This window comes from Luteipulveratus mongoliensis (assembly GCF_001190945.1).
GTDB lineage: Bacteria > Actinomycetota > Actinomycetes > Actinomycetales > Dermatophilaceae > Luteipulveratus > Luteipulveratus mongoliensis.
Genome location: NZ_CP011112.1, coordinates 1,850,179 through 1,874,732, shown reverse-complemented (window position 1 = coordinate 1,874,732; position 24,554 = coordinate 1,850,179). Strand labels below are relative to the sequence as shown.

Sequence of the window (24,554 nt, the reverse complement as noted above, 5' to 3'; positions counted from 1 at the left end):
TGACAACTCCAGCTCGGCCGGCGTTCGCGCCGCCCGTCCATCATGGCCGAGTGACCACCGCCGCAGGGGCGCAACCACCCGAATGTACAGACGAAAATGGCCATAAACGCAAGGAAGGCCAGCACGTGTGTGCTGGCCTTCCTTGGGTGTGTTTGTCCGGCGGTGTCCTACTCTCCCACACCGTCACCAGTGCAGTACCATCGGCGCTGAAGGGCTTAGCTTCCGGGTTCGGAATGTGTCCGGGCGTTTCCCGCTTCGCTATGACCGCCGTAACCTTGTGGAACGCAAGGTCACGCAACCTGTTCAGTTAGTTTCCCTCTGACGTGGTCCGGTCTGAGACTGGTCCTGTCAGGGGTGTGGAACGGTTGTGTGTTGTTCCAGAGTTGCATAGTGGACGCGTAGCATCTTCGTGTATCAAGTTATCGGCTTATTAGTACCGGTCAGCTCCGCACATTACTGTGCTTCCACGTCCGGCCTATCAACCCAGTCGTCTAGCTGGGAGCCTCTCACCCACAAGGGGCATGGAAGCCTCATCTTGAAGCGTGCTTCCCGCTTAGATGCTTTCAGCGGTTATCACTTCCGAACGTAGCTAATCAGCGGTGCTCTTGGCAGAACAACTGACACACCAGAGGTTCGTCCATCCCGGTCCTCTCGTACTAGGGACAGGTCTTCTCAAGCTTCCTACGCGCACAGCGGATAGGGACCGAACTGTCTCACGACGTTCTAAACCCAGCTCGCGTACCGCTTTAATGGGCGAACAGCCCAACCCTTGGGACCTACTCCAGCCCCAGGATGCGACGAGCCGACATCGAGGTGCCAAACCATGCCGTCGATATGAGCTCTTGGGCAAGATCAGCCTGTTATCCCCGGGGTACCTTTTATCCGTTGAGCGACGGCGCTTCCACAAGCCACCGTCGGGTCACTAGTCCCGACTTTCGTCCCTGCTCGACATGTCTGTCTCGCAGTCAAGCTCCCTTGTGCACTTACACTCGAAACCTGATTGCCAACCAGGCTGAGGGAACCTTTGGGCGCCTCCGTTACCTTTTAGGAGGCAACCGCCCCAGTTAAACTACCCACCAGGCACTGTCCCTGAACCAGATCATGGTCCGAAGTTAGGAGCCCAGAACGACCAGAGTGGTATTTCAACGTTGACTCCACACTAGCTGGCGCTAATGCTTCAAAGTCTCCCACCTATCCTACACAAGCCGTACCGAACACCAATACCAAGCTGTAGTAAAGGTCCCGGGGTCTTTCCGTCCTGCTGCGCGTAACGAGCATCTTTACTCGTAGTGCAATTTCGCCGAGTTCGTGGTTGAGACAGTGGAGAAGTCGTTACGCCATTCGTGCAGGTCGGAACTTACCCGACAAGGAATTTCGCTACCTTAGGATGGTTATAGTTACCACCGCCGTTTACTGGCGCTTAAGTTCTCAGCTTCGCCGTGAGGCTAACCGGTCCCCTTAACGTTCCAGCACCGGGCAGGCGTCAGTCCGTATACATCGAATTGCTTCTTCGCACGGACCTGTGTTTTTAGTAAACAGTCGCTTCTCCCTGGTCTCTGCGGCCCTTTCCCCTAGCCAGTAAAGGCTTCAGGGTCTGGGCCCCCCTTCTCCCGAAGTTACGGGGGCATTTTGCCGAGTTCCTTAACCACGATTCACTCGATCGCCTTGGTATTCTCTACCTAACCACCTGAGTCGGTTTGGGGTACGGGCGGCTCGAACCTCGCTAGAAGTTTTTCTCGGCAGCATAGGATCACCCTGCTTCCCACATTACGTGGTCACTATCAAGTCTCAGGATATGTGTGAGGCGGATTTGCCTACCTCACTCCCTACACTCTTAGACGTGGACAACCATCGCCACGCGGAGGCTACCTTCCTGCGTCACTCCATTGCTTACCTACTACAAGATCGGGTCCCACGCTCCGCCAGCAACCTTTCACCCGAAGGTGAAAGTAAAGCTGGTTTCAGGTGGTTAGCATCCCCTGATTCGATATGGGCGGTTCTTCGCCGGTTCCGGAATATCAACCGGATGTCCATCGACTACGCCTGTCGGCCTCGCCTTAGGTCCCGACTTACCCAGGGCAGATGAGCTTGACCCTGGAAACCTTGGTTATTCGGCGGAGGAGTTTCTCACTCCTCATTCGCTACTCATGCCTGCATTCTCACTCGTGTAGCGTCCACAACTAGGTCACCCCGCTGCTTCACCCGCTACACGACGCTCCCCTACCCAACAACACCCCTGAGGAAAACCTAGGGTAATGTGTCATTGCCACAGCTTCGGTGGTGTGCTTGAGCCCCGCTACATTGTCGGCGCGGAATCACTTGACCAGTGAGCTATTACGCACTCTTTAAAGGGTGGCTGCTTCTAAGCCAACCTCCTGGTTGTCACAGCAACTCCACATCCTTTTCCACTTAGCACACGCTTAGGGACCTTAGCTGGTGATCTGGGCTGTTTCCCTCTCGACTACGAAGCTTATCCCCCGCAGTCTCACTGCCACGCTCTCACTTACCGGCATTCGGAGTTTGGCTGACGTCAGTAACCTGGTGAGGCCCATCAGCCATCCAGTAGCTCTACCTCCGGCAAGAAACACGTGACGCTGCACCTAAATGCATTTCGGGGAGAACCAGCTATCACGGAGTTTGATTGGCCTTTCACCCCTACCCACAGCTCATCCCCTCAGTTTTCAACCTAAGTGGGTTCGGTCCTCCACGCCGTCTTACCGGCGCTTCAACCTGGCCATGGGTAGATCACTCCGCTTCGGGTCTAGACCCAGCGACTCAAACGCCCTATTCGGACTCGCTTTCGCTACGGCTTCCCCACACGGGTTAACCTCGCCACTGAGCACTAACTCGCAGGCTCATTCTTCAAAAGGCACGCCATCACCCCAACCAGGGGGGCTCTGACGGATTGTAAGCGCACGGTTTCAGGTACTATTTCACTCCCCTCCCGGGGTACTTTTCATCTTTCCCTCACGGTACTAGTCCGCTATCGGTCACCAGGGAATATTTAGGCTTAGCAGGTGGTCCTGCCAGATTCACACGGGATTCCTCGAGCCCCGTGCTACTTGGGATACTCATCAAGAGTCACAAACGTTTCGGTTACGGGGGTACCACCCTCTACGCCGCAGCATTCAAGCTGCTTCACCTACGCCTGTCATTTCTTACTCTTTGTCAACGTGTCAGCGTCAACCAACGAGTCCCACAACCCCTGCTCCGCAACCCCTGACAGGTATCACACGAAACAGGTTTAGCCTCATCCGCTTTCGCTCGCCACTACTCACGGAATCACTGTTGTTTTCTCTTCCTGTGGGTACTGAGATGTTTCACTTCCCCACGTTCCCTCCACGCACCCTATATATTCAGGTGCGGGTGACGAGATATGACTCTCGCCGGGTTTCCCCATTCGGAAATCCTCGGATCACAGTCTGGTTATCGACTTCCCGAGGCTTATCGCAGATTCCTACGTCCTTCATCGGTTCCTGGTGCCAAGACATCCACCGTACGCCCTTAAAAACTTGGCCACAAAGATGCTCGCGTCCACTATGCAATTCTCAAACAACACACGGAAAACCCACCCACACCCCCACAACAGCAGGAGCACCGATGAGCCCGTCACACACAGAAGCAACAACCACCACCCCAAAAAACAGGACGGCCCGGTTGTTCCCTCAGGACCCAACAACGTGTCGACACTCCAAGCCCCACCACACCCACACTTTCCACACCCACACACCCCAAGAGGGGCACGACAGGTCGTACTCACGCCGGCGCGACGAACACCCACAGCACCATGATTGATGATCCACCCATATGAGCATCACCCCAGACCACACACTCGGTGGCCATGAAGGGCTTAGCAGCTCCTTAGAAAGGAGGTGATCCAGCCGCACCTTCCGGTACGGCTACCTTGTTACGACTTAGTCCCAATCGCCAGTCCCACCTTCGACGGCTCCTCCCACAAGGGTTAGGCCACCGGCTTCGGGTGTTACCGACTTTCGTGACTTGACGGGCGGTGTGTACAAGGCCCGGGAACGTATTCACCGCAGCGTTGCTGATCTGCGATTACTAGCGACTCCGACTTCATGGGGTCGAGTTGCAGACCCCAATCCGAACTGAGACCAGTTTTAAGGGATTCGCTCCACCTCGCGGTCTCGCAACCCTCTGTACCGGCCATTGTAGCATGCGTGAAGCCCAAGACATAAGGGGCATGATGATTTGACGTCATCCCCACCTTCCTCCGAGTTGACCCCGGCAGTCTCCCATGAGTCCCCACCATTACGTGCTGGCAACATGGAACGAGGGTTGCGCTCGTTGCGGGACTTAACCCAACATCTCACGACACGAGCTGACGACAACCATGCACCACCTGTACACCAGTCCGAAGACTCACACATCTCTGCATGATTCCGGTGTATGTCAAGCCTTGGTAAGGTTCTTCGCGTTGCATCGAATTAATCCGCATGCTCCGCCGCTTGTGCGGGCCCCCGTCAATTCCTTTGAGTTTTAGCCTTGCGGCCGTACTCCCCAGGCGGGGAACTTAATGCGTTAGCTACGGCACGGACCTCGTGGAATGAGGCCCACACCTAGTTCCCAACGTTTACGGCATGGACTACCAGGGTATCTAATCCTGTTCGCTCCCCATGCTTTCGCTTCTCAGCGTCAGTAGTGGCCCAGAGACCTGCCTTCGCCATCGGTGTTCCTCCTGATATCTGCGCATTTCACCGCTACACCAGGAATTCCAGTCTCCCCTACCACACTCTAGTCTGCCCGTACCCACTGCAGACCCGGAGTTAAGCCCCGGGCTTTCACAGCAGACGCGACAAACCGCCTACAAGCTCTTTACGCCCAATAATTCCGGACAACGCTCGCACCCTACGTATTACCGCGGCTGCTGGCACGTAGTTAGCCGGTGCTTCTTCTCCAGGTACCGTCACAAAAGCTTCGTCCCTGGCGAAAGCGGTTTACAACCCGAAGGCCGTCATCCCGCACGCGGCGTCGCTGCATCAGGCTTTCGCCCATTGTGCAATATTCCCCACTGCTGCCTCCCGTAGGAGTCTGGGCCGTGTCTCAGTCCCAGTGTGGCCGGTCGCCCTCTCAGGCCGGCTAACCGTCAAAGCCTTGGTAGGCCACTACCCCACCAACAAGCTGATAGTCCGCGAGCCCATCTTCCACCGAAAAATCTTTCCACCAACCCCCATGCGAGGATCAGTCATATCCAGTATTAGACCCAATTTCTCAGGCTTATCCCAGAGTGGAAGGCAGGTTACTCACGTGTTACTCACCCGTTCGCCACTAATCCAAACCAGCAAGCTGGTCCTTCATCGTTCGACTTGCATGTGTTAAGCACGCCGCCAGCGTTCGTCCTGAGCCAGGATCAAACTCTCCGTAGAAAACTCAAAACCCGGCAGAAAATGAACAAGAGTTCAAAATCAACCAAAAACAAACAAACTTGGCATCAATCATTCGACACGCTGTTGAGTTCTCAAGAAACAACCACACACCGGGAACCCGTGCTAGTTCAGCACGCACCCTCGGGGTGACTTCTTCAGTGTTTCCCACCGGCTCTTGGGCGTCAAATCCGCTCTTCCATCAAGATGAAGAGCGAGATTCTCGCGCACTTGGCTCCGGCAGGAGGACCAGGCTAGCAGACTCGAGAGGCTGCTAGGTCTTGGTCCGGCGGCCAGCCCGTTGGGCTGACATCGAGAACAGTAGGGCACATCTGCGGCGATGTACAAATCGGGGCCTGACCGGGGCTCCGAGCGCTCCCGGACGGCCGCCCGACGGCCCGTCCTGGACGCGTCAGGGACGGCCGGCGCCGCCTCTGCGCGAGGCGACGCCGGCGTACGAGACGTCAGTCGATCAGGACGTTGAGCAGGTCCGCGCGCGTGAGCACTCCGACCGGCTTGCCGTCCTGGACCACCATGACGGCGTCGGACTTCTCCAGCTGGCTGCGGACGCTGGAGATCGAGTCACCCGCGCCGATGAGCGGCAGGGGCACAGACATGTGCTTGTCGACGGGGTCGGCAAGGTGCGCTGCCCCTGTGTAGAGCGCATCAAGCAGCTCTCGCTCGCTGACAGCACCGGCCACCTCGCCCGCCATGACCGGCGGCTCGGCGTTGACGACGGGCATCTGCGAGACGCCGTACTCGTGCAGGATCTCGATGGCATCGCGCACGGTCTCGTTGGGGTGGGTGTGGACCAGGGCGGGCATCTTGCCGTCCTTGCCGGCCAGCACCTCTCCCACAGTGCGCTCCTGCGCCTCGTGGAGGAAGCCGTACGACGACATCCACGCGTCGTCGAAGATCTTGGACATGTAGCCGCGTCCGGAGTCCGGCAGGAGAACGACCACGGTCGCCTCTGCGGGCAACGTTGCCGCGTGCCGCAGCGCTGCCACGACAGCCATGCCGCACGACCCCCCGACGAGCAAGCCCTCCTCGCGGGCCAGCCGGCGGGTCATCGCGAAGGAGTCCGCATCCGTCACTGCGATGACCTCGTCCACGACCTTGGGGTCATAGGCGCGTGGCCACATGTCTTCGCCGACACCTTCGACGAGGTAGGGGCGTCCGCTGCCACCGGAGTAGACCGAGCCCTCCGGGTCCGCGCCGATGATCTGCACCCGGCCGCCCGCGCGATCCGCTGAGATCTCGCGCAGGTAGCGGCCGGTGCCCGTGATCGTGCCGCCGGTGCCGATCCCCGCGACGAACGAGGTCAGCTCACCATCGGTATCGGTCCAGATCTCCGGGCCGGTCGAGTGGTAGTGACTGTTCGGGCCTTCGGGGTTGGAGTACTGGTCGGGCTTCCAGCCTCCGGGTGTCTCCGCCGCGATGCGGTCGGACACGGAGTAGTAGCTGTCCGGGTGCTCCGGGGGGACGGAGGTCGGCGTCACGACGACCTCGGCGCCGTACGCCCGCAGGACGTTGCGCTTGTCCTCACTGACCTTGTCCGGGCACACGAAGATGCACTTGTAACCCTTGCGCTGCGCGATGAGCGCGAGACCGACACCGGTGTTGCCCGAGGTGGGCTCCACGATCGTGCCGCCAGGCTGGAGCGCGCCCGAGGCCTCCGCAGCCTCGATCATGCGCTGGGCGATGCGGTCCTTCACCGACCCGCCCGGGTTCATGTACTCGACCTTTGCCAGGACCGTGCAGGCAATGCCTTCGGTCACTGAGGAGAGCTTGACGAGCGGGGTCTGTCCGACCAGGTCTGCGATGTTCTCGGCATACTTCACGCTCGCATCGTCTCAGGTTCTGGACACAGTCGTGCCTCTCGGGCACCACCTAGGGCAGATGAGACGATCACGTAGGGCAGAGAGGGGTTGATGAGTCGATGGGACGAGCAAGACGAGCCCGCAGGATCGCGGCCAAGGCCGCGTTCGGCGGCACCGTCACCGCGGCGGGCGCGGGCGCGGCCGGGGCAGCGGCGTACGGACTCCTGCGTGCAGAGGCGGTGATCGCGCGCCGGGTCGTCGGCACCCCCTTCGACACCGCGCCGGAGGACTCGGGGACCTACGGTCACGGCTTCGGCGATCCGATCAACCTCCTCGTGCTCGGGGACTCCAGCGCCCGCGGTATGGGTGCGGACGACAGGTGGCAGACCGTCGGGGCGATCATCGCCAACGCGGTCGCGGCGTTCACCGGCCGCCCGGTCGAGCTCACCAACGTCGCGGTCGTCGGCGCGCAGTCCTCGGACCTCGACGGGCAGATCGACCAGGCGCTCGAGCGCGTCGCTGAACCCGCAGTCGCCATCGTGATGGTCGGGGCCAACGACGTCACTCACCGGACTTCGAGGGCGACGGCCGTACGACACCTGGCCATGGCCGTACGCCGGCTGCGTGACTCCGATGCCGAGGTCGTCGTGGGCACCTGCCCGGACCTCGGGACCGTTCGACCGCTCCCCCAGCCGCTGCGCCTGGTCGCACGTCGGTACTCGCGTGACCTGGCCGCGGCGCAGACCGTGGCTGTCGTCGAGCAGGGCGGGCGCACCGTGTCGCTGGGCGACCTGATCGGCCCGGACTTCCAGCAGCGGCCGACCATCATGTTCAGCCAGGACCAGTTCCATCCGTCGCCCGCCGGCTACGCACGGGCTGCGTCGGCGTTGCTGCCGAGCGTGCTCGACGCCCTCGGTCATCGGACTCCCGACACCGACAAGGCGCCCGATCGTCGTCGCGGCGAGAGCGTCGGCCCGGTCGCGGAGGCCGCCGTGCGCGCCGTACGCGATCCGGGCAGCGAGGTCAGCGGCACCGACCTGGACGGCACCGAGGTCGGCCGTCGCGGCCGCTGGGCGGTGCTGCGGCGTCGTCGCCGCCAGCCGGTGCCCGAGACCGGTGGCGACGTGGTTGCTGAGGAGCAGACGCCGGCGCCTGAGGGTCACGACGCGGAGGAGTCGGTCGCTCAGCAGTCGTGAGCGCGGTGGTCTCGATACGGCTCGGCTAGCGCCTCGCCTACTCGACCTGCGGATGCCGGATGCGGCGGTAAGCGCTCGCTTAGGGGACGTAGACTCGTCAGCCTGTGCGGTGCGGCACCTTGGGCCGCCCGCGAGCCGGCCCGTCATCGGGCCCCGCGATCTGGAGGACACATGCCCGAAGCCGTCATCGTCTCCACTGCGCGTACGCCCATCGGGCGCGCGTTCAAGGGGAGCCTGAAGGACCTGCGCCCTGACGACCTCAGCGTCCAGGTCATCAAGGCCGCGCTGGACAAGGTGCCCGAGCTCGATCCGGCCCTCGTCGAAGACCTCTACCTCGGCTGTGCCGAGCCGTGGGGCGAGCAGGGCAACAACATGGCGCGTCTGGTCGCCGTGCTCGCGGGCTTCGACCACCTGCCCGGCGCAACGGTCAACCGCTTCTGCTCCTCCTCGGTGCAGACCACCCGCATGGCCGCGCACGCCATCAAGGCCGGCGAGGGCGACATCTTCCTGTCCGCCGGCGTCGAGTGCGTGTCCCGGTACGCCGACCTCACCGGCGCGGGCTCCTCACCCGATGAGTGGAAGAACACGAAGTTCGCCGAGGCCGGCGAGCGCGGTGCGGACATCGCCAAGAACAACACCGTCTGGACCGATCCTCGCGAGGAGAACCTGCTCCCCGACATCTACATCCAGATGGGCCAGACCGCCGAGAACGTCGCCACCTCGCGCGGCATCTCTCGTGAGCGTCAGGACGAGTGGGGCGTCAGCTCGCAGAACCGCGCCGAGAAGGCCATCAACGCCGGCTTCTTCGAGCGCGAGATCACGCCGGTGACGCTGCCCGACGGCACCGTCGTCTCCAAGGACGACGGCCCGCGCGCGGGTACGACGCTGGAGAAGGTCTCCACCATGCAGCCGGTCTTCCGTGAGAACGGCACCGTGACCGCTGCCAACTGCTGCCCGCTGAACGACGGCGCTGCGGCACTCGTGGTCATGAGCGACACCAAGGCCAAGGAGCTCGGCATCACGCCGCTGGCCCGCGTGGTCTCGACCGGCGTCTCCGCGCTGTCGCCCGAGATCATGGGCCTCGGCCCGGTCGAGGCGTCCAAGCAGGCACTCGGTCGCGCGGGTATGACCATCGGCGACATGGACCTGTACGAGATCAACGAGGCGTTCGCGGCCCAGGTGCTGCCGTCGGCCGACGACCTCGGCATGGACTTCGAGAAGCTCAACGTGCACGGCGGCGCGATCGCACTGGGCCACCCCTTCGGCAGCACCGGTGCACGCATCACCACCACGCTGCTCAACGGTCTGCAGTCGACCGACGGCACGTTCGGCCTCGAGACGATGTGCGTGGGTGGCGGCCAGGGCATGGCCATCATCTACGAGCGTCTGAGCTGACCAGCAAGAAGAAGCCCGAAGGCCCTGACCGGTTCGCCGGTCAGGGCCTCTTCGGGCTCAACCCCTGGTTGCGGGCCGTCGTACTGGCCGGCGCGCTGCTCAGCTGCGGCGCGCTCGTGGCACTGGCGCGAAGCGAAGAGATCGAGCCGGGCATCTGGTGGTTCATCGCGGGCAGTGGGCTGGTCGGTATCGCGATTGCGGCCGACTTCCGGCTCATGGGCGACGCGGATCAGCAGCCGCCGATCGGGCGACGGGTGGCCCTGATCGCCGCGCTGGAGCTCATCGTCGGTGTGCTCGCCTTCCCGCTCAGCCTCGGCGAGGGCGATCCGGACTACTCCTACTTCGGCGTGCTGGCCGCGCTGGTGCTGCTGGTCGGGCTCGGCGCGACGCTGCTTGGGGTGATCGTCGTGCTGATCGTGCTGCGCCCGGTTGGTTACCTGCTCGGCATCGGTGCCCAGGGCGCCGAGCTGCGAGCTGGCAGGCTCATCGCGCTGGTCGTCCTGCCCATCACGCCGCTCGCGGTCGGCATCGTTCTTGGTTCGGACTCTGGCAGCGAGCGCGGCCGCGCGACGTTCGCCGACCTGCTGCCGCTCGTCGGTGTCGGGCGAGACGGCGTCACGACGAACCAGGCATGGTTGTGGCTGGCTCGGATCTGCCTCGTATGGCTCGTGGTTGCTGTGGTCCTGCTTCGTCGACAGCAGCAGGCATCACCCGAGGCATCGCCTTCGTCGACGGCCTGAGGTCGGCCTCAGGCGAGTGGTCGTGGCGCGAGCTCCGTGACCTGCCACGGATCGCCGTCGCAGCGCCACACCATCGTCGACTCGACGGGTGCCTTCTGCAGCAGCGCCGGGTCGAGCTCCTCGAAGTCCATCCCTGCGGCGGTGACCGCTTCGCCGTGCGCCTTCCGGGCCGCCCGGTGCTCCGCCTTGATCTGAGCGAGGTCGTCTCCGGGCATGTAGGCCACCGTCTCGGTGGGCACGCGCCGGTGCTCCTCCGAGCCGTCAGGGTTGATCACCCACCAGCGCTCATTGGTCATCCGGTGCGAGGCGCGCACCTCGAGCGCGCCGCTGTCGTGCCACCGCCACCGCACGGTCCAGCCGCGCGCGTACATCGACCCGTCGCGGCGCTCATCGATCGCGGACGTCGGCAACGCCACCGACCAGGTGGAGAAGAACTCCGCGAACTTGCCTGCCACGAGCGAGGACTCAGTCACGAAGCGGGAGCCTATCCAGCCCAGGCGGGTCGCGGGCGGCTAGTCCAGCGAACGGCGTACGTCAACCAGTCGCCGCGCGAGGGAAAGGTCGCCCTGGAGGTCGAGCTGGCAGACGTCGTACGCCATCACCGTGAGCTGGTCGGGCAGGGCCCGAGGACCGAGGTCGGGTACGACTTCGGCCGGGCGGCCGTCCGCCGTCGCCACGGCGTCGGCGAGCTCCTGGACCAGCGCGCGCAGCACCGTGGCATGAGCAAGCGCGCGGTCCAACGGCAGCTGATGCCACCGCTGGACCGCGCGCTTCAGCTCGACGGCCACGTCGTCCGGGACCGGTGAGCGATAGGCCATGCGATCAGTCACGCAGACGCGCGAGCAGGCGCAGGATCTCCAGGTAGAGCCAGACGACACTGACGACCAGACCGTGAGCCATCAGCCAGGAGTACTTCTCCGGCAGGCCCGCGCTGACGCCGCGCTCGATGGTGTCGAAGTCGATCGCGAGTGAGTAGGACGCCAGGCCGATCGCGAAGACCGAGATGCCGATGCCGAGCCATCCGGTCCCACCAGCACCGAAGGGACTCTCGAACACCCCGGTCAGCGTCAGTACGAAGTTGGCGATGGCAAACAGGAAGTAGCCGAGGATCGCGAAGCCGAAGATTCGACGCGAGCGCTCGGTGACCTTGATCAGGCCGAACTTCCAGCCGGCGAACATCCCGATGAACACGCATGCCGTGGCGACGATGGCCTGCGGGACCACGCCCTTGTACTGACCCTCGTACGCCTGGCTGATGGCGCCCACGAAGAGTCCCTCGAGGACGGCGTACAGCACGATGAGTGGCACGGACAGCGTCTTCTTGAACGCGATCAGCAGGCCGAGGCCCAGGGTTCCGACGATGCCCACGCCCAGGAGCCCCAGACCCAGCGACCGGTTGTGGGCCGCCGCGATCCAGGCGCCGGCACCGACGACCAAGACGATCGCAAACAGGCTCAGCGTCTTCATCACGACGTCGTCGAGGGTCATGCGGCCGGTCTGCTGGGGGGTGGCCGTGCCCTGGTTGTACATCTGCTCCAGCTGCTGACTGCTCAGCTGGTCCTGGCCGGCGCCCCAGGCGCCGCCGATGTCCTGTGGACCGGGCCGGCCGGGCCGGCCGGGCTGACCCTGCTGCGGGTTGCCCTGCTGGGACTGCCCCTGACCGAAGTTGGCGTAACCCCCCTCGGACAGCTGCTTCTCGAACCGGTTGAAAACCGGATTGCTAGCCATGGCTCCTCCAGGCGTCATGGGGTGCGCGTCAGATGCGCGCGTCTGCTCACAGTGTAGAAGCGTCCGCGCTCACCAAGAGTTCCCGGAGGGGGTGGCGCGTGATCAGGACTTGCGGTGGAAGAGGCCTTGTCGCGGTCCACGCGTCTCGACGGAGCCCCACGTTGCGGTACCGCGGAGATGGATGCGGACGTCCGGCGACGGCGGGTTGCCGTCGCGGTGGTCCTGATAGCTGCCGAGCTTGGTGACCACGTCGGAGTCGACCGACGCGTTCTCAGGGACACGGATCTCGAGCGACCCGCCGACCATGTTGATGTCGATAGTCACGGTGTTGGTGGTGAAAGTCGCCTGGGTGAAGTCGAGCTCCGCGGAGCCCATGCGGCGGTGCAGGGTGATGCTGGCCGGCACCTCCCAATTGCCGGACTTCTTGGTACTTCCGAATACCCCTTGCAGCTCCAGGGGTTTGGTGTCGGTCATCTGTGGTCCTTCCTGCGGTGTTGAATCACTTTGACGATGACGAACGCGCCGATGCAGACGATGGCAACGATCAGTCCCTGAACTTGTCCAGCGGTCATGCCACGAGATTGCCCGTCGACCGTATCGGGATATCAGGCTGCAATGACCTGTCGTTGATGGGACGAACGTCCTACGAAGCGCAGTACGGCGCAGCCTGCCCTCATATCGGAGTTGGGCCGCAGGATCTAAGAGTGCCCTCACCAACAGCGGAGTCCCCCGCGATTGAGCTGGTCGGCGTCACGCGTCGCTTCGGCGAACGAGTCGTCATCGATGAGCTGTCGTTGCGTGTCGAACGCGGACAAATAGTGGCGCTTCTCGGTTTGAACGGTGCGGGAAAGACGACCACCATCTCCATGATTCTCGGCCTCCTTCGCCCCGATCACGGCGATATCCACGTGATGGGCGTCGAGCCCCGGACCGCGATGCGGCAAGGGCAGGTCGGCGCCATGCTGCAGTCCGCTCGGGTTCCGCCGCGCGCGACAGTGCGCGACGTGCTGCGCCTGGCGACGGCGTTGTACGCGGATGCCATGCCCGTCCCTGAGCTGGCGAGGCTGGCGAACCTGGAGGATCTGATCGGCCGCCGCGTCGATCGGCTATCGGGCGGCGAGCTGCAGCGGCTGCGGTTCGCCGTCTCCGCGGCCGGTCGGCCGGAGCTGGTCATCCTGGACGAGCCGACCACGGCCATGGATGTGCCCTCGCGCCACGCCTTTTGGCAGCAGATCCAGGCGCACGCGGCCGCAGGCATGACGGTGCTGTTCTGCACCCACCTGCTGGATGAGGTCAACGCCGCTGACCTGGTCTACATCCTGGTCGACGGCAGGATCGCGTCGTCGGGCTCACCGGCCGAGCTGCTTGAGACCGGACTGCCCGTCACCGTGTCGATCGATCAAGCGCTTGACGATCCGAGCCGGCTGCCCGGCGTCCTGCAGCATCGGGTCGAGGGACACCGCACGACCATGACGACACACGACTCCGATCGACTGGTCATGGCTCTGGCCGACGCCGGTCTCGTGGACGGCCTTCGGGTCGTCGGCGGAGACCTTGAGTCGGCCTTTCTGCAGATCACCGAACAATCGGGCGAGGTGTCGGCATGAGCGAGATCTCACGGTGCGCCGCATACACCAGATTTGAGGCCGTACGCCTGTTGCGCAGCAGCGGCTTCATCGGCCCCGCGGTGATCATCCCGACCGTGATGTATCTGGTCTTCACCCGCCTCGGCGAGAATGCCGGCGACAGCGACGTGGCTCAATACCTGATGATTTCCATGGCCTGCTTCGGAGCCGTCGGCGCGGCCCTGGCCAATGGTCTCGGCGCCTCGGAGGAACGGGATCTGGGATGGCTGCAACAGCTGCGGCTGACACCGCTCTCGCCGGCCAGTGCGGTCCTCGGACGCGCCATTCTCGGCATCGCCGTGGCGCTGCCGCCCATTGTGGTGGTCCTGCTCGTCGGCGCGGTCGTCAACCACGTGCAACTGACCGCGTTGCATTGGGCGGCCAGCGCCGCCGGCCTTCTTGTGGGAGCGACGCCCTTCTCGTTGCTGGGAATCTGTTTCGGATATGTCATCAGGTCCACGCAGCTGGCTCAACAGCTGTCGATGCTTTCCAACCTCGGGCTCGCCCTTGTCGGTGGCCTGTGGATTCCGGCGAACAACTTCCCGTCCGCGCTCGAGCGCATCAGCTCCTGGACCCCCACCTCGGCCTATGCGGGATTGGGCCGAGGGTTGGCCGGCGTGAGACACCTGGACGCCGCGGATGTCGGCAAACTGACCTTGTGGTCCATCGTCCTGGCAGCCGTGGCAGTCGCCGCATACGTTCGGGCGATTCGCGTCGACTGACCATGGGCCGATCACCTGGCTGGATCACATCACTGGTGCCGCAGCACGACGGCTTCGGCCTGATTCAGGTGGCCGGGATCGTGGCGCTCGCCCCTGTCATCGCCACCATCGACAAGGGCAGCGGAGCCGGCGCCGCGAGCGCCGTTGCACTCGGCCTGCTTGTCGTGGTCGAGCACATCGTGATCCTGTCCGCGACAGCACGCAGCTGGTCCCGCCCAGCTCAGCTCGCGTGCCTGGTCGGGGCTGCCATCGCCGGGTACGTCGCGCATCAGGCATCGGGCCAGCCGTGGGCTCTCCTTGCGCTCCTGCCAGCGTTGCAAGCAGCGGTCATCCTGCGACCGATGCTCAGGGCGATGGCCGCAGTGCTGGTCCTCGGCGTTGCCGCGACTCAGATGGGCCGCCTCGGCAGTACCGAGAACACCCTCGTCATCGTGATCGTCCCCGCGGTCATCGCCGGCCTGCGCCAGCGGCTGACCGACACGATCGCCGACCTGCGCGAGACCCGAAGCCAGCTGGCCGCTGCGGCCGTCCAGCAAGAACGCGATCGCTTCTCCGACGACCTGCATGACCTGCTCGGCCACAGCCTCTCGGTCATCGTCGTCGCGGCCCAGGTCGTACAGCGTGCGGTCACCACCACACCTGACGTGGCGGTCGACGCCGGCGAGCAGATCGAGACGGTGGGCCGGCGCGCACTCGGCGAGGTCAGAGCCGCCGTCGACAGCTATCGCACCCATACGCTGGCCGAAGAGCTCCGCGGCGCAGACCATGCCTTGCGCAGCAGCGGGATCGACCTGAGCACCCCGGAGACCATTCCGGGACTCCCACCGGCAGCCGACGCAGAGCTAGCCCTCATCGTCCGTGAGATGACCACCAACGTGATCCGCCACAGCAACGCCCACCACTGCTGCATCACGATCGAGCGTGACCGCGAGACCGTCCGCTGTCGTGTCGAGGACGACGGGGACGCCGATGCCACTGCCGCGGCCAGAGCCCGCTCGGGCCTGGTCAGCGTGCGCAATCGCCTCGATCGGGTCGGCGGCGCCCTGAGCATCACCGCGGTCCAGCCCCACGGCCTGCGGGTCGACGTCACGCTGCAGGTGCCGCGGTCATGACCACGATCCTGCTCGTGGAGGACCAGGGCCTCATGCGCTCCTCCCTCGAGATCCTGCTCACGCTGGAGGAAGACTTCGACATCACCGCGGTCGGCACCGGCCCCGAGGCGCTACCCGAGCTGCGGTCGAGGGCGTACGACATCGCGTTGCTGGACATCCATGTGCCGCCACCGACCGGTCTCGACCTCGTCGAAGTCGTGAGCGCGGAGCAGCTGCCGACGCGTTGCATCATCATCACGACGTTCTCCCGCCCCGGCTATGTCCGGCGCGCGATGGACCACGGGGCGGCGGGCTTCCTCATCAAGGACCAGCCCATCGGAGAGCTCGCGGACGCCATCAGACGTGTCGCCGCCGGCGAGGTCGTGATCCCGCCTGACCTGGCGGTCGCGGCGTTGCGACTACCACCGAACCCGCTCAGCTCAAGAGAGATCGACGTGCTCCGCGCGAGCGCCGACGACCACACCATCGACGAGATCGCGCTGCACCTGCACCTGGCGCATAGCACTGCACGGAACTATCTGTCCTCCGCAATTCAAAAGCTCCAGGTCACGAATCGTGCTTCAGCGCGACAGATCGCCGAGCACAACGGCTGGCTGTAGTGAGGCATTCTGGACGATTCTTTAGTGCCCTCGACGGGAATCGAACCCGCACCTGGAGCGATTTTAAGTCGCCTGCCTCTGCCAGTTGGGCTACGAGGGCAGAGCAAGCGTACGAGTCCGCAGGCGTCGGGTTACTTCGTCCGGCCCGCTTCTGCCCATTCGTGGAGCGAGGTCAGCCCAAAGGTGGTGCGATGACGTCGTGGCCGCACCAGGGGTCACACGGACCACAAGGAACGACGTGATCATGGAACACATGAGGGACGACGAGTCTCTCCCCACCGACCCGTCGCGCGATCCGACCGGTGCGACCTTCGCGCGGGTCCTGCACGAGGCCATCTCTGCGCGAGGGCTCGCGCTCAACAGGTTGCGTGACCACCTGGCCGCTCGCGGTCAGCACGTCGGCGTCAGCACCTTGTCTTACTGGCAGAACGGTGAGCGTCACCCCACGACGCGCTCGCTGCCGGTGATCCAGGCGCTGGAGGAGGTCCTCGGCATCCCGGTCGGCACGCTGACGACCCTGCTCCCGGCCGAGGTCGACCGCACCGACCGGCAGAGCCGGTTCATGGCGGCCACCGACTACGCGGAGACCGTCGAGCGGCTGGTCCGCGAGATGGGCACCTCCGGCCCCGGTCACACCATCAACCTGAGCGTCATCGAGCGGCTGTCGATCGGGCGCAACGGCGCGATGGAGTCCAAGACCGTGCACCAGGTCGTGCGTGCTCTCGACGACGTCGACCGGCTCCTCGTGACCTACCAGGGGGAGGCGGGCTGCGACGCGGAGCTGCTGACCGTCGTACCCGTCAGTGGGTGCCGGCTCGGCCGGTCACGCACCGACAAGGACGCGGGCCTGCTCGTCTCTGAGATCCTGCTCAACCGCCAGCTGCGGCGACACGAGTCGCACGTGCTGCAGTACCTCATCAAGGACGCCAACGCGCTCACGATGAACGAGCACTACCGGCTGCACATCCAGCACGGTGGGATCCATGTCGCCGAGATCGAGTTCCACCCGGACCGCCTGCCCGCGCACGTCGAGGAGTTCTATCGGCGGCGGCTCGAGGAGCCCGATGTACGCCGGCGGCCGGTCGAGCTGCACGACGGCAACCTGGTGCACCTGGTCACCGAGCAGCTGGTGCCCGGGGTCTCCGGGCTTGCGTGGACCTGGGAGTGACGTCGGTCAGATCGTTGTGACGGCGCTCCGGCGCCGGCGCAGCGCGAACCACGCGATCAGCTCAGCACCGACCACACCACCGGCGGCGACCGTCAGCCAGGTCTTGGACGAGCTGCTCTTCGGTGACTGCGCGGCGTACCCACCGGCGTAGCCCGCGGTGTCGTAGGCGCTGCCCGGCAGCTTGTCCGCGTACTTCGCATGGACGAGACCGGCGTACGCCGCCACCGAGACCGAGCCACCGCCGATCGCCCGGCGAGCATCGCCGTCGAGAGCGACGACCCGGTCGCCGCGTACGGCGTACCAGGCATCGACCTGTGGCTCGTGCAGCAGCGGGCTGCCCTTCGCGAGCGCGCTCATCCGCGACTCGGTGTCGCCGGACGCGACGTTGACCGCCTGCCACGAGCCGTTCGGCTGCGGAGCGGAGGCGACAGACGCCGACTCGCCGCCGAGCGCGTAGGTCGTGACGGCGTACCGAGCCTGACCCACCGGGCCGCTGCCCGAGCGGACGAACGCTGGACTGAGCTCGTAGACCGGGACGGCCGATGCCGTACGCCGGACCGCGCCGACCGACACGGGTGCGACTCCGGTGGCCTTGGCCTTCGAGGACGCGTAGCGGTTGAGCAGTCCGCCCGCCACCGCTCGGGAGGCTGCGGCGTCGGCGTTCGCCGCATAGCCCGCCGCCACGGGGCGGACCGGCTGGTCGGAGGCGGAGGCCGCGGTGGCGGACGCGGTCGCGGTCGCGGTCGCCGGCATGAGGATCAGCGTCGCCGCGGCGAGACCGAGCGTGCCGAGGCGCAGGGTGCTGGAAGGCATGTCAGGCTCCGATCCCGTAGAGCGAGTGAGTCCAGGTGAACGAGCCGTTGCTGCGGTACCAGTCGTAGGAGCCGTAGTTGTAGCGGCTGTCGTCGGGCCAGGGGTTGTACCAGCTGATCGAAGAGCCGTCGTAGCCGTAGATCGCCATCATGTGACCACCACCGGACGACCACTCGATGCGTGTGTTGAGCGGACGACCCGCGTCGATGTCGTTCGAGATGGTCGAGAGGCTCACGGCGTACGAGACGTAGCTGCCCGCCTCGATACCCAGCGCGTCGAACGCGTTCTGGTCGTTGCCGAGCGTCGCCTGGTCGTTGGGGCACGTGGTGCTCGTGCTCCGGTTGAACGCCAGGTTGCAGAAGGTGTTCTGCGAGACCGACTGCCCGTGGAAGTCAGCGATCGAGTTGCCGGTGGCGGCCCAGCACCAGTTCGACTGCTCCTGTGCCTGGCCGTTGATGTCGAGGTTGCCGTCTGCGTGAGCTGGGGCCGCCGTGCCGACGACAGCTGCGGTGAGGACGAGGGCAAGGCCGGTACGCCTGAAGGTGGGGGACATTCGATTCATGGTCGCGATTCCTCTCTGGGGTGCACCAAAGGTGGTGCGATATCCCCACACCGCGCCAGAGGCGCTCATGGACCTGTGAACGTTCCACCGACCCGACACCGCAACGTCGCGGCCGTCGATCGGCGGGGTGGTGAATGTTCACTGCGGCGCGCGATGCCGGACGAGATGAGGTGACATGGACCGGACGACTCGGCAAGCCGCCGTCCCCACTCCCCTTGGCCGCCGGCGCTTCGAGGAGGTGCTGCGGGACGGCATCACCGCGCGTGGACTAGCCCTCAGCCGGGTCCGTGAGCACCTGATCGCCCGCGGCCAGCAGATCGGGGTGAGCACGCTGTCGTACTGGCAGAACGGCGAGCGCCAGCCCACGACCCGTTCGCTGCCGGTCATCGAGGCCCTGGAGCAGGTGCTCGAGCTGTCGCCGGGGACGCTCACGTCGTTGGTCCCCACGGAGGCCGATCGAGAACCGCGCCGCGGCAAGCTCGCCGGCATCACGTCGTACGCCGACACGGTCGACGAGCTCATCCGCGAGATGGGCAGCACGTCCATGGGACTGGCCGCCAACCTCAGCACGATCGAAGGAGTCTCGATTGGTCGCGAGCGCTCATTAGAGACCAAGCACGTCCACCAGGTCGTCCGGGCGAGCGAGGACGTCGACCGGCAGGTCATCACCTATCAGGGCGAATTGGGTTGCGACGTCACACTTCTCGCGTTGCTGCCCGTCAGCGGCTGCCGGATCGGACGGGTACGCCATCACGAGCCGACCGCGCTCGTCGTGGCGGAGCTGCTCTTCGACCGGACCGTCCACCGGCATGAGTCGCACGTGTTCCAGTACGTCATCAAGGACGACAACAAGGTGCCGACCCACGAGCACTACCGGATGCACCTCGAGGGCGGTGGGATCCACGTCGTCGAGCTCACCTTCCACCCTGAGGCCCTGCCCGTGCGGGTCGAGGAGTTCCACCGACGCCGGCTTGAGGACCCGGACGCCCGTCGTCGCCCGGTGCCGATCTATCACGGCAACCGGGTCCATCTGGTGACCGAGCCGTCCACTCCCGGGATCAGTGGGCTCAGCTGGGAGTACGACTGAGGCGAGCCTCCCTCGCGGTCCCGAGGTCTCGATACGCCTCCGCTAGCGCTCCGGCTACTCGACCAGCGGGGAGGTCGGGCGTGTTGCGGGCTGGTCGCTAGGGGGTCTGTGGAGACGTACAACTTTGTTGCGGACACCTACAACGAGGTTGTACATCTCCACGACACCCATTGCCCTCAGTGAGACGACACGCCCACCTTGCTCCACCCGCAGGTCGAGTAGGCGAGGCGACCGGCCATTGCTGTCGAGTTCTTGCGTGGAACTTGCGTGACTCTGGCGAGGTCTTGCGCCTAGAGTGCCTCCCATGACTCGTCGCCTGGCCGAGGTCGCCGCCCGCACCGGCGTCAGCGAAGCGACCGTGAGCCGGGTCCTCAACGGCAAACCGGGCGTCTCGGACGCGACCCGCTCGGCGGTCCTCACCGCGCTCGACGTGCTCGGCTACGAGCGCCCTACCAAGCTGCGCGGAGAGCGGCCCCGCCTTGTCGGGCTCGTGCTGCCCGAGCTGCAGAACCCGATCTTCCCGGCGCTCGCGGACGTCCTCGGGTCGCACCTCGCCCAGCGCGGGCTGACGCCGGTGCTGTGCACGCAGACCAGCGGCGGCGCGTCCGAGGCCGGCTACGTGGACCTGCTGCTCGAGCAGCAGGTGGCCGGCATCGTGTTCGCCGGCGGGCTCTACAGCCAGGGGCGCGCGGACCACACGCACTATGACCGACTGATCCGCCACCGGATGCCGGTCGTCACGATCAACGCCTCCATCGAGGGTCTGCCGTTCGCGCGAGTGGTGTGTGACGACGCAGCGGCCATGGAGCTGGCGCTGGAGCACGCGTACTCCTTGGGCCACGAGCGCGTCGGCCTGGTCCTCGGTCAGGCCGATCACCTGCCGTCGCTGCGCAAGCTGGAGGCGGCGCAGGCGGTGGCGGCGCGGACCGGACGGTCATTCCCGGACAAGCTGGTCGCCCACTGCGAGTTCTCCCAGGAGAGCGGGCAGGCCGCCGCCACCCGACTGCTGCGCGACGGTGCGACGGCCCTGATCTGTGCCAGCGACCCGCTCGCGCTGGGCGCAATCCGGGCAGCCCACCGCGCCCGCCTGGACGTGCCGGGTGATGTCTCCGTCATCGGCTATGACGACTCCGCGTTCATGGGTTCGGTCGACCCTCCACTGACCACGGTCCGCCAGCCGATCGAGGGTATGGGTCGGGCTGCAGTCACCGCCCTCACAGCCCAGATCGGTGGCGACCCGGCGCTGGTCGACGAGCTGCTGTTCGAGCCCGAGCTGGTCGTCCGGAGGTCGACCGGGCCGCACCGCAGACGATGAAAGTCGCGAAAAGAACTTTCATCTGTCGACTTCTTGCGTGATTCTGATCACCCGCCTTAGTGTCCGAGACACCCCGACGACGGCGTCGGGGACTCCGCACGGCGAGGAGCAGATCCCGCATGAGTACGACCCAGGTCTCCGGATCCCAGCCCCGGGCCACCAGCGCGCGCGCTCGCCTTCTCCCCGACGGCTCCGACGACTGGTGGCGTGGAGCGGCGATCTACCAGGTCTACCCGCGCAGCTTCGCCGACGGCGACGGCGACGGCACGGGTGACCTGGCCGGCGTACGCGCTCGTCTGCCCTATCTGGCCGGGCTCGGCATCGACGCCATCTGGTTCACGCCGTGGTACCCCTCTCCGTTGGCCGACGGCGGGTACGACGTCGCGGACTACCGCGCGATCGACCCGGTCTTCGGCGACCTGGCGTCCGCTGAGGAGCTGATCGCCACCGCGCTCGGCCACGGCATCCGCACGATCATCGACATCGTCCCCAACCACGTGTCGGACCAGCACGCGTGGTTCCAGGCCGCCGTAGCCGCCGGGCCGAATTCCCCTGAGCGCCAACGGTTCTGGTTCCGCGATGGCCGCGGCCCGGATGAGTCGCTCCCGCCGACGGACTGGACCTCGGAGTTCGGTGGCGGCACGTGGACGCGCATCACCGATGCCGACGGCCGGCCGGAGCAGTGGTACCTCCACCTCTTCTCCTCCGCGCAGCCCGACCTCAACTGGGCGCACCCCGACGTCCAGCGGGAGCACGAGGACGTGCTGGGTTTCTGGCTCGACCGTGGCGTCGCCGGCATCCGGATCGACTCCGCGGCGCTGCTGGCGAAGGACCCGCGGCTGCCCGAGGTGACCGAGTCGCCCGAGCCGGGCACCCACCCGTACATCGATCGTGACGAGCTGCAGGAGATCTACCGCGCCTGGCGTCGGGTGGCCGAGACCTACGGCCCGGATCGGGCGCTGATCGGGGAGATCTGGCTGCCCGACGTCGAACGCTTCACCCGTTACCTGCGTCCGGACGTGCTGCACACGGCCTTCAACTTCGACTTCATGTCGGCACCGTGGGACGCCGACCGGCTGCGGTCCTCGATCACTCGTACGCTCTCGGCGCACGACCGCGTCGGCGCCCCCGCCACGTGGGTGCTGTCCAACCACGACGTGACCCGGCCAGTCACGCGATATGGGCGGGACAAGACCGGATTCTCCTTTGATACCAAGCGATTTGGGACGCCCACCGACCTCGCGCTCGGCACTCGCCGGGCACGAGCGGCGGCCCTGCTCGCCATGGCGCTCCCGGGTGCGTACTACCTCTACCAAGGTGATGAGCTGGGCCTGCCCGAGGCCGAGAACATCCCGGTCGAGCAGCTCCAGGACCCGATGTACGCGCGCTCGCGCGGCATCGATCCTGGGCGAGACGGCTGCCGGGTGCCACTGCCCTGGTCAGGCGACGAGCCGCCGTACGGCTTCAGTCCCGAGCCGGTCGACACCTGGCTGCCACAGCCCGACCAGTGGGGCGCACTCACCGTCGCTGCACAGTCGACGGACCCGGCCTCCATGTTGTCGTTGCACCGGATGGCGCTGCTCATCCGGCGCAACCATCCCGACCTCGGCGACGGGCCGATGCGCTGGCTCCCGTCGGATCCCGGGGTCATCGCCTTCGGTCGCGGTGCGGACTTCGCGTCGCTGACCAACGTCACCGACCATCCGGTCGACCTCCCCGCCCACCTGCAGGTGTGGCTCGCCAGCCAACCGCTGGAGGGGGGTCAGCTGCCCTCCGATGCAACGGTCTGGCTTCGTCTGCGCTCCTGAGCGCCACCTCTCACCCTTGCGAACTCTTGCGAACCCGAACAAGGAGCACCCGTCATGAGCACCACCCGGACCCGCAGCGTTGCGGCCCTGATCGCGATCGCCTGCGCGAGCGCACTGTCTGCCTGCTCCGACTCCGCGAGCGGCGGTGAGGACGCGAAGGACACGGGCGGCAAGGTCACCATCACCGTCGAGGGCTGGCGTCCTGGCGATGAGAAGGCGACCATCGACACGGTCAAGAAGCAGGCTGCCGACTTCAACAAGACCCACCCCGGGATCACCGTCGTCCCCAAGGAGTGGCAGTGGAGCGCGGAGACGTTCTCCGCGCAGCTCGCTGGCAACACCCTCCCGACGACCTTCCGGGTGCCGTTCACCGATACCAAGGGTCTGGCGGAGCGGCACCAGATCGCCGACGTCACGGACCTCGTCAACGCGCTGCCGTACGCCAAGCAGCTCAACCCGAGTGTGCTCGAGGCCATCAAGGGCGCGGACGGCAAGATCTACGGACTGCCGAGCGATGTCTACGGCGTCGGTCTGCACTACAACCGCACGCTGTTCCAGCAGGCGGGGCTCGACCCCGACAAGCCGCCGACGACCTGGGAGCAGGTGCAGTCGTACGCCCACACGATCTCGCAGAAGACCAAGCAGCCGGGCTACGTCCAGATGAGCAAGAACAACACCGGCGGCTGGATGCTCACCACGCTGACGTATGCGCAGGGCGGCCGCATCCAGACCGGCACCGGCACGGACGTCAAGGCGACCCTCGACAACCCCGGCACACAGGCGGCCCTCGAGCTGCTGAAAACCATGCGCTGGCAAGACAATTCGATGGGTAGCAACACCAGTTACGACTGGGACTCCATCAACCAGGCGTTCGCCGCGGGCAAGGTCGGGATGTACATGTCCGGGTCCGACGTCTACAACGCGCTCACCACCACCAACCAGATCAAGCCCGAGCAATACGGCCTCGCGGTGCTGCCCATGACGAGCAACCCTGGCGCGGGCATCCTCGGTGGTGGCTCCGTGTCCGCAGTCAGCGCGAAGGCGACGCCGGCGCAGCGCAAGGCGGCGATCGCGTGGACCGACTTCTACCGGATCCGCAAGATGGTCGACCAGTCCGCCGCGGTCGCGGACGCCAAGACGCTCGCCGCGACCAAGCAGCCGATCGGGACGCCGACGCTGCCGATCTTCGACAAGGCGACCTGGGACCGTACGCAGAGCTGGATCAAGCCGTACGTCAACGTGCCGCTGAACCACATGACGTCGTTCACCGACGGCGTCTTCAAGCAGCAGCTGATTTCCGAGCCGTCGAGCAAGACGCAGGAGACCTACGGCGTCCTCGACTCCGTGGTGCAAAAGGTGCTCAGCGACAAGAACGCCGACATCCCCGCCCTCCTGAAGTCCGCCAACCAGAAGGCCACCACGCTCCTGAAGTAGCCGCGGAGGGCGGCCCGCTCGCCGGGCCGCCCCCACTCCGTAGAAA

General features: G+C 65.4%; 19 protein-coding genes, 1 tRNA gene and 3 rRNA genes. 12 read left to right on the top strand and 11 right to left on the bottom strand.

The features are described from left to right. Positions 1-154: 154 nt before the first annotated feature. The 4 genes from rrf to VV02_RS08930 all read right to left on the bottom strand — a co-directional run bounded on the left by rrf (position 155) and on the right by VV02_RS08930 (position 7,225). A 5S ribosomal RNA gene (gene rrf, locus VV02_RS08945) occupies positions 155-272 on the bottom strand. A gap of 138 nt (positions 273-410) precedes the next feature. Further along, a 23S ribosomal RNA gene (locus tag VV02_RS08940) occupies positions 411-3,518 on the bottom strand. Positions 3,519-3,865: 347 nt separating this feature from the next. After that, positions 3,866-5,387: ribosomal RNA gene (locus VV02_RS08935) — 16S ribosomal RNA — on the bottom strand. Together the 16S, 23S and 5S rRNA genes form the textbook arrangement of a ribosomal RNA operon. A 461-nt stretch (positions 5,388-5,848) precedes the next feature. After that, positions 5,849-7,225, bottom strand: a complete 1,377-nt coding sequence (locus VV02_RS08930) for a cystathionine beta-synthase (RefSeq protein ID WP_052591046.1) — start codon at positions 7,223-7,225, stop codon at positions 5,849-5,851. A gap of 98 nt (positions 7,226-7,323) precedes the next feature. Here VV02_RS08930 and VV02_RS08925 point away from each other — a divergent pair, with 98 nt between their 5' ends. The 3 genes from VV02_RS08925 (at position 7,324) to VV02_RS08915 (ending at position 10,535) form a co-directional block, all read left to right on the top strand. Next, positions 7,324-8,400: an SGNH/GDSL hydrolase family protein gene (locus tag VV02_RS08925; protein ID WP_052591045.1), complete on the top strand. Its 1,077-nt coding sequence runs from the start codon at positions 7,324-7,326 to the stop codon at positions 8,398-8,400. Positions 8,401-8,571: 171 nt separating this feature from the next. Further along, the gene (locus VV02_RS08920; RefSeq protein WP_052591044.1) at positions 8,572-9,795 is read left to right on the top strand and encodes an acetyl-CoA C-acetyltransferase; all 1,224 of its coding nucleotides are present in this window, start codon (positions 8,572-8,574) and stop codon (positions 9,793-9,795) included. Continuing rightward, positions 9,744-10,535 (top strand): hypothetical protein, encoded by a 792-nt coding sequence (locus VV02_RS08915; RefSeq protein WP_052591043.1) that lies wholly within the window; start codon positions 9,744-9,746, stop codon positions 10,533-10,535. The genes VV02_RS08920 and VV02_RS08915 overlap by 52 nt, the downstream gene beginning before the upstream one ends. An 8-nt stretch (positions 10,536-10,543) precedes the next feature. Here the strand turns inward: VV02_RS08915 and VV02_RS08910 are convergent, their stop codons facing one another. The 4 genes from VV02_RS08910 to VV02_RS08895 all read right to left on the bottom strand — a co-directional run bounded on the left by VV02_RS08910 (position 10,544) and on the right by VV02_RS08895 (position 12,737). Further along, on the bottom strand, positions 10,544-11,008 hold the full coding sequence (locus tag VV02_RS08910) for a hypothetical protein (protein ID WP_052591042.1): 465 nt from the start codon (positions 11,006-11,008) through the stop codon (positions 10,544-10,546). A gap of 39 nt (positions 11,009-11,047) precedes the next feature. Beyond that, positions 11,048-11,353: a hypothetical protein gene (locus tag VV02_RS08905; protein WP_052591041.1), complete on the bottom strand. Its 306-nt coding sequence runs from the start codon at positions 11,351-11,353 to the stop codon at positions 11,048-11,050. Between the two features lie 4 nt (positions 11,354-11,357). After that, positions 11,358-12,263 carry a Bax inhibitor-1/YccA family protein gene (locus VV02_RS08900; protein WP_052591040.1) on the bottom strand — a complete coding sequence of 302 codons (906 nt, stop codon included), beginning with the start codon at positions 12,261-12,263 and terminating at the stop codon, positions 11,358-11,360. Between the two features lie 102 nt (positions 12,264-12,365). Beyond that, entirely contained in the window at positions 12,366-12,737 is a 372-nt protein-coding gene (locus VV02_RS08895) for a LiaF domain-containing protein (protein WP_052591039.1), read from the bottom strand. A gap of 230 nt (positions 12,738-12,967) precedes the next feature. Between VV02_RS08895 and VV02_RS08890 the strand changes: the two genes are divergently transcribed. From VV02_RS08890 to VV02_RS08875, 4 genes are read left to right on the top strand one after another with little or no spacing between them, the layout of a single operon-like run. Beyond that, positions 12,968-13,870 (top strand): ABC transporter ATP-binding protein, encoded by a 903-nt coding sequence (locus tag VV02_RS08890; RefSeq protein ID WP_052591038.1) that lies wholly within the window; start codon positions 12,968-12,970, stop codon positions 13,868-13,870. After that, on the top strand, positions 13,867-14,610 hold the full coding sequence (locus VV02_RS08885; protein ID WP_052591037.1) for an ABC transporter permease: 744 nt from the start codon (positions 13,867-13,869) through the stop codon (positions 14,608-14,610). The genes VV02_RS08890 and VV02_RS08885 overlap by 4 nt, the downstream gene beginning before the upstream one ends. Positions 14,611-14,612: 2 nt before the next feature. Further along, the gene (locus tag VV02_RS08880; RefSeq protein WP_052591036.1) at positions 14,613-15,722 is read left to right on the top strand and encodes a sensor histidine kinase; all 1,110 of its coding nucleotides are present in this window, start codon (positions 14,613-14,615) and stop codon (positions 15,720-15,722) included. Beyond that, positions 15,719-16,321 (top strand): response regulator transcription factor, encoded by a 603-nt coding sequence (locus tag VV02_RS08875; protein WP_052591035.1) that lies wholly within the window; start codon positions 15,719-15,721, stop codon positions 16,319-16,321. The genes VV02_RS08880 and VV02_RS08875 overlap by 4 nt, the downstream gene beginning before the upstream one ends. Before the next feature lie 25 nt (positions 16,322-16,346). Here the strand turns inward: VV02_RS08875 and VV02_RS08870 are convergent. Next, a tRNA-Leu gene (locus VV02_RS08870) sits at positions 16,347-16,421 on the bottom strand. Positions 16,422-16,565: 144 nt separating this feature from the next. Here VV02_RS08870 and VV02_RS08865 point away from each other — a divergent pair. Then, on the top strand, positions 16,566-17,489 hold the full coding sequence (locus VV02_RS08865; RefSeq protein ID WP_052591034.1) for a helix-turn-helix transcriptional regulator: 924 nt from the start codon (positions 16,566-16,568) through the stop codon (positions 17,487-17,489). A 6-nt stretch (positions 17,490-17,495) separates the two neighbouring features. On the opposite strand, the gene VV02_RS08860 is transcribed toward VV02_RS08865, so the two are convergent. Then, positions 17,496-18,302 carry a hypothetical protein gene (locus VV02_RS08860; protein WP_052591033.1) on the bottom strand — a complete coding sequence of 269 codons (807 nt, stop codon included), beginning with the start codon at positions 18,300-18,302 and terminating at the stop codon, positions 17,496-17,498. A 1-nt stretch (position 18,303) separates the two neighbouring features. Further along, on the bottom strand, positions 18,304-18,855 hold the full coding sequence (locus tag VV02_RS08855) for a papain-like cysteine protease family protein (protein ID WP_052591032.1): 552 nt from the start codon (positions 18,853-18,855) through the stop codon (positions 18,304-18,306). Positions 18,856-19,039: 184 nt separating this feature from the next. Here VV02_RS08855 and VV02_RS08850 point away from each other — a divergent pair, with 184 nt between their 5' ends. From VV02_RS08850 to VV02_RS08835, 4 genes are all read left to right on the top strand, one after another. After that, entirely contained in the window at positions 19,040-19,951 is a 912-nt protein-coding gene (locus VV02_RS08850; protein WP_052591031.1) for a hypothetical protein, read from the top strand. A 304-nt stretch (positions 19,952-20,255) separates the two neighbouring features. Beyond that, positions 20,256-21,266 carry a LacI family DNA-binding transcriptional regulator gene (locus VV02_RS08845; protein WP_052591030.1) on the top strand — a complete coding sequence of 337 codons (1,011 nt, stop codon included), beginning with the start codon at positions 20,256-20,258 and terminating at the stop codon, positions 21,264-21,266. 119 nt (positions 21,267-21,385) lie between these two features. Next, positions 21,386-23,074 carry a glycoside hydrolase family 13 protein gene (locus tag VV02_RS08840; RefSeq protein ID WP_083450031.1) on the top strand — a complete coding sequence of 563 codons (1,689 nt, stop codon included), beginning with the start codon at positions 21,386-21,388 and terminating at the stop codon, positions 23,072-23,074. A 54-nt stretch (positions 23,075-23,128) separates the two neighbouring features. Next, the gene (locus tag VV02_RS08835) at positions 23,129-24,508 is read left to right on the top strand and encodes an ABC transporter substrate-binding protein (protein WP_052591029.1); all 1,380 of its coding nucleotides are present in this window, start codon (positions 23,129-23,131) and stop codon (positions 24,506-24,508) included. The last annotated feature ends 46 nt before the right edge of the window (positions 24,509-24,554 follow it).